Annotated in this window: 7 protein-coding genes; 2 read left to right on the forward strand and 5 right to left on the reverse strand. The window is 64.3% G+C overall.

Translation table 11 applies throughout. The features are described from left to right. Positions 1–113 precede the first annotated feature (113 nt). Positions 114–2,756 carry an aminopeptidase N gene (pepN, locus tag OSH05_RS01075; RefSeq protein WP_104218432.1) on the forward strand — a complete coding sequence of 881 codons (2,643 nt, stop codon included), beginning with the start codon at positions 114–116 and terminating at the stop codon, positions 2,754–2,756. Positions 2,757–2,911: 155 nt separating this feature from the next. Beyond that, entirely contained in the window at positions 2,912–5,314 is a 2,403-nt protein-coding gene (locus OSH05_RS01080; RefSeq protein ID WP_165801540.1) for an ATP-binding protein, read from the forward strand. On the opposite strand, the gene OSH05_RS01085 is transcribed toward OSH05_RS01080, so the two are convergent. The 5 genes from OSH05_RS01085 to OSH05_RS01105 form a co-directional block, all read right to left on the reverse strand. Further along, complete coding sequence (locus OSH05_RS01085) at positions 5,280–8,267, reverse strand: bifunctional [glutamine synthetase] adenylyltransferase/[glutamine synthetase]-adenylyl-L-tyrosine phosphorylase (protein WP_104218805.1); 2,988 nt, start codon at positions 8,265–8,267, stop codon at positions 5,280–5,282. The genes OSH05_RS01080 and OSH05_RS01085 overlap by 35 nt on opposite strands. Before the next feature lie 16 nt (positions 8,268–8,283). Further along, a complete protein-coding gene (locus OSH05_RS01090) occupies positions 8,284–9,678 on the reverse strand; it encodes a sensor histidine kinase (RefSeq protein WP_104218433.1) in 1,395 nt (464 codons plus the stop codon). Further along, positions 9,662–10,342, reverse strand: a complete 681-nt coding sequence (locus tag OSH05_RS01095; protein WP_104218434.1) for a response regulator transcription factor — start codon at positions 10,340–10,342, stop codon at positions 9,662–9,664. Before OSH05_RS01095 ends, OSH05_RS01090 begins: the two co-directional genes overlap by 17 nt. 151 nt (positions 10,343–10,493) lie before the next feature. Then, on the reverse strand, positions 10,494–12,029 hold the full coding sequence (locus OSH05_RS01100; protein WP_104218435.1) for a Do family serine endopeptidase: 1,536 nt from the start codon (positions 12,027–12,029) through the stop codon (positions 10,494–10,496). 115 nt (positions 12,030–12,144) lie between these two features. Continuing rightward, positions 12,145–12,606, reverse strand: a complete 462-nt coding sequence (locus tag OSH05_RS01105; RefSeq protein WP_104218436.1) for a cytochrome c-type biogenesis protein — start codon at positions 12,604–12,606, stop codon at positions 12,145–12,147. Between the last annotated feature and the right edge of the window lies 1 nt (position 12,607).

Consider the following 12,607-nt stretch of genomic DNA (forward strand, 5'->3'; position numbering starts at 1 on the left):
TGAACTGTGGCTATAGTCGTCCGCTAGTAGCGGTAGGCAGGGGGAGCCAATAGAAGATAGATAGGAACAGAACGAACCGGCAAACCAATGCCGGAGCTACCGGGAGACCGCCCATGAAGAGCGAATCCGCGCCGTTCCGGCTGGAGGACTACCGCCCGCCCGCGTTCACGATCGACCGTGTCGACCTCGATTTCCGCCTTTCGCCTTCGGCAACCCGGGTCACGGCACGGCTGTCGATCCGTCCGAATACGGCCGATGCGGCTTCCGGCCGGCTCGAACTCGTGGGCGACGAAATCCTGCTCAAGGGCCTGAAGCTGGACGGCCTCCCCCTGCCCGCTTCGCGGTTCACGGCGCTGCCGTCATCGCTCTCTGTTCGCGACGTTCCGAACACTCCATTCGAGTTGGAGATCGAGACCGAGATCGACCCTTCCGCCAACACCAAGCTGATGGGCCTGTATCGGACCAACGGCAACTATTGCACGCAGTGCGAGGCGGAAGGCTTCCGACGGATCACCTATTTCCTCGACCGACCGGATGTGCTCGCCGTTTATACGACGCGCATCGAAGCCGAGAAGGCCGATGCGCCGATCCTGCTTGGCAACGGCAATCCCGGCGAGAGCGGCGACATTCCCGGCACGACCCGCCACTATGCAATCTGGCACGATCCGTTTCCCAAACCGTCCTACCTCTTCGCCCTCGTCGCCGGCGATCTTGGCGTCCTCACCGACAGATTTACGACCCGTTCCGGCAAGCCAGTCGAATTGCGCATTTATTGCGAGCACGGCAAGGAGGCCCGCTGCACCTATGCCATGGACGCGCTGAAGCGCTCCATGAAGTGGGATGAAGACGTCTTCGGACTCGAATACGACCTCGACATCTTCATCATCGTCGCCGTGTCGGATTTCAACATGGGGGCGATGGAGAACAAGGGTCTCAACATTTTCAACGACAAATACGTCCTTGCTGACCCCGATACGGCGAGCGACATCGACTACGCCAATGTCGAGGGCGTGATCGCGCACGAATATTTCCACAACTGGACCGGCAATCGGATCACCTGCCGCGACTGGTTTCAGCTCTGCCTCAAGGAAGGCCTGACGGTCTTTCGCGACCAGGAATTCTCATCCGACATGCGCTCCCGTCCGGTGAAGCGCATCGCCGATGTCCGCACGCTGCAGGCGCGCCAGTTTCCCGAGGATGGAGGCCCCCTCGCCCATCCGGTTCGGCCTGAAATCTATCACGAAATCAGCAACTTCTACACGCCGACCGTTTATGAGAAGGGTGCGGAGGTCGTCCGCATGCTGAGAACGATCCTCGGGGCGGAGGGCTTCCGTCGCGGCATGGATCTCTATTTCGAGCGCCATGACGGCGACGCGGCGACGATCGAGGATTTTCTGGCCTGCTTCTCCGAAACGACCGGCTCGGATCTCGCGCAGTTCAAGCTCTGGTATTCCCAGGCCGGCACACCGCAGATCGTCGCCAAGGGGCATTATGACGAGGCGTCGCGATCCTATCGGCTGACGCTCGCCCAGAACGTACCGCCGACCCCTGGCCAGCCCGTCAAGAAGTCGATGCACATTCCAGTGCGCTTCGGGCTGATCGGCCCCAATGGTGAGGATCTCGACTTCAGCACCGTCTCCGGCGGCAAGGTCGAGGGCGATGTCATCCACATGACGGAACCGGCCCAGACCTTCGTCTTCCACGAGGTGGCGGCGCGGCCGGTTCCCTCGCTCATGCGGGCGTTCTCGGCGCCGGTGCGACTGGCCATAGACCTGTCGTCCGACGATCTCCTGTTCCAGGTCCGCGCCGACAAGGATCCCTTCAATCGATGGCAGGCGGCGCAGACATTGGCGATGCGCGCCCTTGTCGCCGGCACATCGGACGCGGCACAGGGGCGTCATGTCCAGGTCGACCCGACCCTCGTCTCCGCGCTCGCCGAGATACTTGAAGACGAGACGCTCGAGCCGGCCTTCCGCGCACAGGTGCTGCAGATTCCAGGTGAATCGGACATCGCCCGGGAGATCGGCCAGGATGTCGATCCCGATGCCATCGCAACCGCCCGCCGCCAGCTTCGGCTCGGCGTGACGAGAGGCCTTGGTGCACGTCTCGCCGACCGATATCGCGCCTTTGACGATCACCGCCTCTACAGCCCCGACGCAGCCGACGCCGGACGCCGGGCGCTCCGCAATGTCCTGCTCGACCTCATGGTGGCTTCGGGCGCAGCCGATGCCATCGCAGCGGCGAGGCACCAATTCGAAACGGCGGACAACATGACCGACCGCCTCGCTGCGCTCTCGGCCGTTTCCGCCTCGGCTCTGGCCGAGCGCCGCCACATGCTGGAGGCGTTCTATGAGCGCTACCAGGGCGACGCTCTCGTGCTCGACAAATGGTTGATGCTCGAAGCGACCGTCCCGGCGCTGGAGACGCTCGACCGCGTGAAGACGCTGCTCGTCCATCCAGCCTTTGCCCTTTCGAACCCCAATCGGGTGCGGGCTCTGGTAGGGGGCTTCTCCAGCTCCAATCCGACGCAGTTCAACCGCGCGGACGGCGCAGGCTTCGATTTCCTGGCCGATTTCGTGCTCGATCTGGATCGCCGCAACCCACAGACGGCCGCGCGATTGCTGATCGCCTTCCGGTCCTGGCGGGCGCTGGAACCCGTCAGACGGGGCCTAGCCGAGGCCCAGTTGCGGCGGATCGCGGCTTCCGATCGCCTCTCGCCGGACACGCAGGACATCGTTACGCGCACGCTCGCCTGAGCGCGCGCCGCATCAGCGGAGGCCCCGGCCGTTCGTTAACGAATATGATTAACGAAACCCTAATTCGCCCTAGACAACGCGATTCGCGTCGATTCAAATGAGGGTGATTCGGGCGTGGGCGTATCCCCGATCACAGCACACATCAGGGGGCCGGAATGGCGCGGGCAGAAACAGCCGGTGCGTCCGACAGTGAACGTTTGTCGATTGGCAGGATCTTCTTTCGTCATAAAGATCCGATCCGCGGCCACGCGCGCCTGATCGCACAGCCGACCTACGAAAAGCTCCTCGCCGCCGAGCCGATCCTGCGTCGATGCATTCCCGTCATCATCATCCTGTTTCTTGTCGTCATCGCCATCTCGCGTGGATCGCATCTCTACGAAGCCCGCATCGATCGAGAGAATCAGGCGCGCGAAACGATGGGGCTGGTGGCGGCCCTCCTCTCGAGGACGCTTACCGACGCCGAAGCCGGGCTGCCTGACGCGCGCTATGCCACGGCGTTGCAGAATATGCTGGATGACGCGCTTCCCGAGGGCGCGCTCGACGACGGCCGCCGCATCTTCATCACCGACCCGACCGGGCGGATCATCGCCGACGCGCCGCGATCGTCCTCCGAAGCCGGCCGCGACTTCAACGACATCGTCGATGGCGCGCAGCCGATGGTGATCTTCGGCGACCGGGCCGGCGTGATGACGGTGACGCTGGAGGATGGCACCGCCGCACTGGCCACCGTGCGCCATCTCGAGGGACGCTCCGGCTATCTGGCGGTCGTCGCTCCCCTCTCCGAGGTCTTCCTTGGCTGGCGATCGGAAGTTTCCGTCAACGTCACCGCCTTCGTCGGAATTACCGCGATCCTGCTGGTGATCCTCTATGGCTATTTCGCGCAATCGGCACGCGCTCAGCAGGCCGACCGGATCTATCTCGAAACCTATGACCGGTTCGATACGGCCCTGCGCCGGGGACGCTGCGGTCTCTGGGACTGGGACCTCGCACGCGGCCGGCTGTTCTGGTCCAAATCGATGTTCGAGCTGGTCGCCATGCCGCCGAGAGACGCGCTGCTCGGCTTTGGCGAGGTGAACGCGCTGGTCCATCCTGAGGATGGCGACCTCATGGATCTGGTCGAGGCGCTCTATGAGGCCAATGAGACGACGGTCGACCGCATGTTCCGCATGCGCAAGGCTGGCGGGGGTTATGTCTGGCTGCGCGTTCGCGTCGAGCTTGTCGATGCCGACACGTCCGAGCCGCATCTCATCGGCATCGCGGTCGACGTCACGGAGCAGATGAAGCTGGCGGAGCATTCGCGAACCGCGGATCTGCGCCTGCATGATGCGATCGAGACGATCTCGGAAGCCTTCGTCCTCTGGGACGCCGAGAACCGGCTGGTCATGTGCAACTCCAAATACCAACAGCTGCACGGCGTTCCGGACGCGGTCCTGACAGTCGGCACGCCCTACTCCGAGGTTGTCGGTGCTGGAAACCAGCCGATCGTCCGCTCGCAGGTTCCAGGCGATGGCGGGCCCGAAGCAGGCGCCCGCTCGTTCGAGGCGCAGCTCAATGACGGGCGTTGGCTGCAGATCAACGAGCGCCGTACGAAGGATGGTGGCTTCGTGTCGGTCGGCACCGACATCACCACGATCAAGCGGCATGAGGAGAAGCTAATCGACGGCGAGCGGAGGCTGATGGCGACCATCGCCGATCTTCGCCTGTCGCGGCAGAAGCTCGAGCAGCAGGCTCGCGAGAATGTCGAGCTGGCTCAGAAATATGCCGAGGAAAAGGACCGCGCCGAGGACGCCAGCCGTGCGAAGTCGGAATTCCTGGCCAATATCAGCCACGAGCTGCGCACGCCGCTCAACGCCATTATCGGCTTTTCGGAGATCATGCAGTCCGGCCTGTTCGGACCACTGGGCTCGCCGAAATACCGGGAATATTGCCAGGACATCCACCAGAGCGGCAACTTCCTGCTGAACGTCATCAACGATGTCCTCGACATGGCTCGGATAGAAGCCGGGAGGCTCGCCCTCGATTTTGAACCTCTGCAGTTGAACGAAATCATCGACGAAGCAGCCCGCGTCATGGGTCCCGAAGCAGATGGCCGCAAGGTGGCGATCGCAACCGATCTGGAACCCGAGCTGCGCCTGCCCGCCGACCGCCGCGCGGTCAAGCAGATGGTTCTGAACCTGCTGTCCAACGCGGTGAAGTTCACGCCGGAAGGTGGCCGGGTGCATGTGCGCGCGCGCCGGATCGGCGGCGCCGTGACGATCACGATCGAGGACAATGGTGTCGGCATCCCGCGCGATGCGCTCAAGAAGCTCGGGCGGCCGTTCGAGCAGGTGCAGAACCAGTTCACCAAGAGCCACAAGGGCTCGGGGCTGGGGCTCGCCATCACGCGCTCGCTCGCCCAGTTGCACGGTGGCGCGATGCGCATCCGCAGCCAGGAAGGCAAGGGAACGATCGTATCGGTGCGCCTGCCATTGACGCCGCATGACGTCGAACCGAGGCCAACCGGCGCTTCGGCCGGGGCCGCACTCAGGCTCGGGGCTTCGGCGGAACCTTCCCGATAATCCGCTCGAAGGCAGCGCGCACCTCCTCCTGCGTCATACGCAGATGGGCGTCGAGCGTCGCGAAGTCCGGAAGCTCGCCGGCCCGCGCCAGCAAGGCCGGCAAGCCGCGCGGCGCGTCGGCGACGTTGAAACTTCCGCCGACGCAAAGCCGGATGATCTGGGTGAGCCGCTGGTAAAGGCTAAGCCCCGGCAGGAGGACCGCCGCCTCGCTCGCGGGAAGCAGCCCGGCGCGAGAGGCGGCGGCGAGAACGGCTTCCGTCTCGACGCCCAGCACTTCCGGATGCTCGGCACCGTGAACGAGCTGCAGATATTGCGCCACGAACTCGATATCCACGAGGCCCCCCGGCGCATGTTTGAGATCCCACGGACCCTCGGCAGGCTTTTCCGTCTGCAGAAGCGCACGCATGTCGAGGACATCGCGCGCTATTTTTTTCGGGTCGCGCGGCGCCGAGAGTACCGACCGAATGACGGCTTCGACCTCGACGATCAGGCTGCGATCACCGGCGATCGCTCGTGCCCGCGTCAACGCCATGTGCTCCCATGTCCAGGCATCCTTGGCCTGATAGGCTGTGAACGCATCGAGACGGCTGGCGAGCGGCCCGGCATTGCCGGAGGGGCGAAGGCGGAAATCGACCGCGTATAGCGATCCTTCGGCCGTTGGCGCCGAAATCGCCGCGATCAGCCTTTGTGTCAGCCGCGCGTAATATTGGCTGCCCGAAAGCGGCCGAACGCCGTCGGAGCCAACCACATCGTCGGAAAAATCATAGAGCATCAGCAGGTCGAGATCGGACGCGGCGGTCATCTCACGGCCGCCGAGCTTGCCCATGGCGAGAAGCGCGACGCGGCCGCCCTGCATCTTGCCGTGCACCGCCTCGAATGTCTGGCGCACCTCCGCCAGAAGCCGGGCGACGACGATCTCGGCAAGCTCGGCATAAGCAAAGCCGGCGGCCCGCGCCCCGATCGTGCCTGCGATGACGCGGACGCCGATCAGGAATGCTTGTTCCTTGCCGAAGATGCGGACGCGGTCGAGCGCCTCCTCGATCGCGCCGGCCTCGGCGAGCGTCGCATCGAGACGGGCTGTGAGGGTCTTGCGATCGGGAAGGCGGCCGAAGAAGGCAGGGTCGAGCACCGCATCGAGCACATGGGGACGGGCGGTCACCACTTCGGCCAGATGTGGCGCCGTGCCCATGATCACGGCCAGCAATCGCAGGAGGCCGGGATTGGAGCTGAGCAGCGAGAAGAGCTGCACACCGGCGGGAAGACGAGCGAGAAATCGATCAAAGGCGTTGAACGCCGCATCGGCATTGTCGGTGGTGGCGAGAGCTTCGAGCAGGACCGGCGTGATTTCGGTCAAACGCTCGCGCGCGGCCGCAGAGCGCATCGCGGGATAGCGACCGAAATGCCAGCCGCGAATGGTCCGGCTGACTTCGCGCGGGTTGACGTAGCCAATCCCCGCCAGCGTCGACACGGTTTCGGGGTCCTCGTCGTCGCCGGTGAAGACCAGGCTGCCAATCGACGAGGAAAGCGACGGCGCGGATTCGAACAGGTGGACATAATGGTCGCGCACCTGCTCCATCGTCGCCGTTAGCGCCTTGGCGAACGCCGCAACCGTGCGAAAGCCGGAGAGCCTGGCGATGTCATCGAGATCCTGATCGGTCTCTGGCAACGAATGGGTCTGCTCGTCGCGGATCATCTGGAGGCGATGTTCGACCCGCCGCAGCGCCCGATAGGCCTCCGCAAGATCCGCAGCCGCGCCAGGCTCGATCCAGCCCTTGCCGGCAAGCGCGTCCAGCATATCGAGCGTGCGCCGGCCGCGAAGTTCAGTATCCCGCCCCCCGGCGATCAGTTGCTGTGTCTGCACGAAAAATTCGATCTCACGGATGCCGCCGCGCCCTAGCTTGATATTATGTCCAGCAATCGCGATCGTCTCGTGACCGCGATGATCGTGGATCTGGCGCTTGATCGAATGGATGTCGGCGATCGCCGCGTAGTCCAGATATTTGCGCCATATAAACGGCGAGAGCTCGTGCAAGAAAGCCTCGCCAGCCGCGATGTCGCCAGCCACCGGTGCCGCCTTGATCATCGCCGCTCGTTCCCAGTTCTGGCCGCTGCCCTCGTAGTACTGGAAGGCAGCCGGCGTCGAGACGGCGAGCGGAGTGGAGCCGGGATCTGGGCGCAACCGGAGATCCGTTCGGAAGACGTAGCCGTCCGCGGTTCGCTCCTGGAGTATCTTCACCAAGCGCCGCGTTAGCTTGACGAAAAAGCTGACCGACTCGCTCGGGTCGGCAAGCTGCGCGATCTCCGGATCGAACAGGACGATCAAATCGATATCGCTGGAATAATTCAGCTCGCCAGCGCCGAACTTGCCCATGCCGAGCAGGATCCATCCTGAGCCCTCGGCGGGCCGCTCGGGATCCGGAAGGTGGATGGCGCCAGCCTGGTGGGCTTCCGCGAGGAGGAAGTTCACCGCGGACGACACCGCGACTTCGGCAAACCGCGTCAACGCATCCGTCACCCGGTCGACGTCCCAGACGCCACCAAGATCGGCGAGACCGACGAGGAGCGCCGTCTCGGCCCGCGCCTTACGGAGACTCGCCATCAGACCTTCAGCATCGCCTTCGCGCCAAAGCCCGGCGACGCGCTCGCAGAGTTCGCTGAACCGGCGGTCCGGATCCGTTTCGAGGACCGCCAGCAGCCGTTCGACATCGACAAGCGCCGTATCCCGCAGGAAGGGCGAAGCGTCGAAGACGGAGGCGAGGAATGGCGCAATCTCGGCATGGCGCGCGGCAAGCGCCTCCCATTCGGCAAGGCGGCCGGCCTCTTTCACCGCTTCATGGATGGCGCTGAGGGCGGCCTTCAACCGGACCGCCCGCGGCGGCCGGACCTCGGCAGCGATCAACGCCGCCAGAACTGTGCCGCTTTCGGCGACCCGCGACTTGGTGCGGCTCGGCATCGCCACCCTGCTTGGTTCAGGCCAGGACCGGGAACCTCAAGTTCACGACAAGGCCGGGATTCGCATCTCCCAGCGATATGACACCATGATGGAGCCTTGTCACGGCGTCGACGAGACTGAGGCCGAGACCGCTTCCCGGCATGGTGCGGCTTTTCTCGAGGCGCACGAAACGCTGAAGCACACGCTCCCGGTCCTCGGCGGCGATGCCGGGGCCATTATCCGCCACCGTGACGACGATCCAGTCGCCTTCCCGCCGGGCCGCGATCGCGACGCGCGGCGACGTCGGGGGCGCGGCGCCGCTACGAACATATTTGATGGCATTGTCGACCAGATTGCCGATGGCCTGGCTGATCAGTTCGCGATTTCCCGCGATCGGCAACGGATCCTCCAGCGACAGAGCGAGGAACACTTCGGATTCCTCGGCCACCGGCTCATAGAACTCGGCGACATCGGCGAGGATCGGCGAAAGGTCGATCGGTCCCATGGCGCCGTCGGGCGAACCGGCTTCAATCCGCGCGATCATCAGGAGTGCGTTGAAGGTGCGGATGAGCTGGTCCGATTCGTCGATCGTCGCTTCGAGCGCCGCGCGATAGGCCTCGGTGTTCCCAGGCCCCGCGAGGGTGGCCTCGACCCGGGTGCGCAACCGCGTCAGCGGCGTTTTCAGATCATGGGCAATATTGTCGGAAACGTCCTTCAGCCCGTAGAAGAGATGCTCCATACGATCGAGCATCGCATTGAGGCTCTGCGCCAGACGGTCGAATTCGTCGCCGCTGCCGGTCACCTCGAGGCGGCCTGAAAGATCGCCTGCCATGATCTGACGACCAGCTGCCGAAATCGAATCGATCCGCTTCAAGACACGACGGCTGACGAAGAACCACGACCCGAGTGCCAGCACGATCAACAGGCCGACGCCGAGGAACATCGCCTTGGCGACCACCATGCGCACGCGGTCGATATCGCTGATATCGCGCCCGACCAGCAGGCGCAGGCCGTTCGGCAGCGGCAGGACCTGAACCATGGCGGTCTTGGGCCCATTCTCATCGTCGAGGCTCTTATAGGGAATGATGATTGGGTCGAGCCCGCCACGCTGCAGTAGCGCGGGAGGGACCTCGGTCACATTGCCGGCGACGACGCGACCTTGCGAATCGGCGATGACATAGAGGCTGGCGCCGGGGACGCGGCTGCGCTGGTCGATCGCAGCCACGATGCCGGTCAGGCCGCGACTCAGCCCCTCATCGGCGAGGACGCCGATCTCCGCCTCGATCGAATCCTTCACCTGCTGCGTCAGGATGCGGTCAGTCTCGCGCGAGATCCAGCCGACAAAGACTACGGCGAACAGCGTAAAGACCACGAAATAGATCGCGGAAAGCTTGAAGGCGGTGGTGCGGACGACTTTACCGAGCGCCGTCACGGATCATGTATCCTGCGCCCCGAACCGTATGGACGAGTTGGTCGGGATAGCCCTTGTCGACCTTGGAGCGCAGTCGAGAGATGTGAACGTCGATGACGTTGGTCTGCGGATCGAAATGATAGTCCCAGACGTTCTCCAGCAGCATGGTCCGCGTCACGACCTGCCCTGCGTGCTTCATGAGATATTCAAGCAGGCGGAACTCGCGCGGCTGGAGCGCAATGGCGGCGCTGCCGCGGCGAACCGTGTGGCTCAGCCGGTCAAGCTCCAAATCGCCGACGCGCAGGATCGTCTCCGCTTCGCCGGGCTTGCGGCGGCGAGCCAGGACCTCGACGCGCGCCAGAAGTTCCGAGAACGCGTAGGGCTTGGCGAGATAATCGTCGCCGCCAGCGCGCAGCCCGGTGACGCGATCATCGACCTGGCCTAGCGCCGACAGGATGAGGACGGGCGTGTCGTTGCCCTTGGCCCTCGCTTCCGAAACCAGTGAGAGACCGTCCTTCTTCGGAAGCATGCGGTCGACGACCAGCACGTCATAGCGATTGGACTCGGCCAGAAACGCCCCCTCCTCGCCATCGGCGGCGTGGTCGGGCACATGGCCGGCCTCCTTCAACGCTTTGGTGAGGTAGGCGGCCGTTTCACGATCGTCTTCGACGAGAAGGATTCGCATGGCGATAGCTTAACCGATTGGAGACGGAAGCAGGAGCCCGCAAGCGGACCCAACAAAAACGGCAGGCGGGTCATAGGACCCGCCTGCCGGGGTTTCCGACTTCCGCCTAGGAAAATTACGCCGGGCGGAAGTCGGATCTATGCAGGTTGGGTCAGGCCTTGCCGAACGGCAGGGCGACGAAGCGGGTCTGGTCGCCCGACTTGATACGGATCAGGACGGCCTTCATGCCAGCTTTCTTGGCATCGACCACCTCGCGCTCGACATCGCCAGGACGCGAAACTTCGCTGCCGCCGACCGCGAGGATGATGTCGCCGGCCTGGATGCCCTGCTCGGCCGCCGCGCCATTGGGATCGACGTCCGAGACGACGACGCCCTTGTCATCCGGCGAGGCCGACAAGGCGAGGCCGAGATCGGCAACCGAGGACGGCTTCACGTCCTCCTGCGCCGCGGCGACCTTCTGCTCTACCGGCATCTTGCCGAGCTTGACTTCGACCGTCTGGTCCTTGCCATCGCGCCAGATGCCGAGCTTGACGGTCGCGCCCGGCGCATAGCCGCCGATGACCTGCGACAGGTTGCGGGCATCGTCGATCTTCTTGCCGTCCACGGTGAGGATCGCGTCGCCCGACTTGATGCCGGCGAGCGTGGCCGGGCTGCCATCCTGCGGCTCGGCGACCAGAGCGCCCTTGGCATCGGCGAGCTTCAGGCTGTCGGCAATGTCCTTGGTCACCGGCTGGATCTGTACGCCGAGCCAGCCACGGACGACTTCGCCATGTTCCTTCAGGTCGGCAATGACGCGCTGGGCGGTCGCGGCCGGAATGTCGAAGGCGATGCCGACGCTGCCACCCGACGGCGAGTAGATCGCCGTGTTGATGCCGATGACCTGGCCGTTCATGTTGAAGGTCGGGCCACCGGAATTGCCCTTGTTGACCGAGGCGTCGATCTGGATGAAGTCGTCATAGCTCGACGAGCCGATGTCGCGGCCCAAGGCCGAGACGATGCCCGCCGTGACCGTGCCGCCGAGGCCGAACGGGTTGCCGACCGCGACCACCCACTGGCCGACGCGCACTTCGCCCGGAGCGAACTCGACGAAGGTAAACTTCTGGCTACTGTCGTCGACCTTGAGCAGGGCGAGATCAGTCTTCGGATCCTTGCCGATCAGGCGAGCGGTATATTCCTTGCCGGCCGCGTCGGTGACGGTGAAGTCGGTCGAGCCGTCGACGACGTGATTGTTAGTGACGACATAGCCGTCCTCGGAGATGAAGAAGCCGGAACCGAGGCCAACGGCCTTATGGCTGGGCGAATTCTTCCAACGGTTCGGACCGTTCTGGCCGCCTTGGCCGTTCTGCTGGTCCTGGAACTGCTTGAAGAAACGCTCCATCGGCGAGCCGGGCGGGAACTGCCCCGGGTTCGGGAAACCATTGCCCGAATCTTCGTCCGAAGCATCGGCGATGTCGGCCTTGACGCGGACACTGACGACCGCCGGCTTCACCTTGTCGACCAGATCGGCAAAATCGGGGATCACCGCCGGGGCCTGGATGCGGACCGCATCGGCATAGGCCGGCGTGCGGTTGCCGAGCACGGCTTCACCCGCAACGCCGCCAACGATGACGGCGGCGAGCGCCGTACCGAGAAGGACACGGCTACGGATGCGGCGAGCGGTCTTGGGCGAGGTGTTCAGTTCGGGCATCGCTATCTCCACCTGAATTTCACGATGAGAGCCTTGCGGGGGCTGCATCTCATGGAAACACCATGGAGGGTCGGACCTTACGGTCGCCTGTCACCGATGTGAATTCTTGGTAATGTCAGCGCGCTTCGTCCTCGGCGACGAGCGCCTTAAGCCGTGCTTCCTCTTCGGCACTCAAAGCCGCCGGCGGCGAGCGTCCCGAACGGCGATACAGCAGGAGGAAAAGGCCGCCGCCAACAAGGATCGCCAGCGGTGCCGCGCCCCATAGCAGGGCATTATGCCAGGCGAAAGCCGGCCGCAGCAGGACATATTCGCCGTAGCGATCGACGAGGAACGCCTTGACCGCCGCGTCGCTGTCCCCGGCCTTCAGCCGCTCGCGGATCAGGAGACGCAGATCGCGCGCGATCGTCGCATCGGAATCGTCGATCGACTGGCTCTGGCAGATGAGGCAGCGCAGCTCCTCCGAAAGCGAACGGGCGCGTGCCTCCAGCGTCGGATCCGGCAGGACCTCGTCGGGCTGGACGGCTGCCGCGGGAACGGCTGACAGAAGGAAAAGCATCAGGGCGAAGAGAGCGCGCATG

Source organism: Kaistia algarum (assembly GCF_026343945.1).
In the GTDB taxonomy this organism is placed as follows: Bacteria; Pseudomonadota; Alphaproteobacteria; order Rhizobiales; family Kaistiaceae; genus Kaistia; species Kaistia algarum.

Bases quoted from the DNA above. Each gene is read 5' to 3' on its own strand.
- pepN (WP_104218432.1), top strand. From the start codon at position 114: ATGAAGAGCGAATCCGCGCCGTTCCGGCTGGAGGACTACCGCCCGCCC.
- OSH05_RS01080 (WP_165801540.1), top strand. From the start codon at position 2,912: ATGGCGCGGGCAGAAACAGCCGGTGCGTCCGACAGTGAACGTTTGTCG.
- OSH05_RS01085 (WP_104218805.1), bottom strand. From the start codon at position 8,267: ATGCCGAGCCGCACCAAGTCGCGGGTCGCCGAAAGCGGCACAGTTCTG.
- OSH05_RS01095 (WP_104218434.1), bottom strand. From the start codon at position 10,342: ATGCGAATCCTTCTCGTCGAAGACGATCGTGAAACGGCCGCCTACCTC.
- OSH05_RS01100 (WP_104218435.1), bottom strand. From the start codon at position 12,029: ATGCCCGAACTGAACACCTCGCCCAAGACCGCTCGCCGCATCCGTAGC.
- OSH05_RS01105 (WP_104218436.1), bottom strand. From the start codon at position 12,606: ATGCGCGCTCTCTTCGCCCTGATGCTTTTCCTTCTGTCAGCCGTTCCC.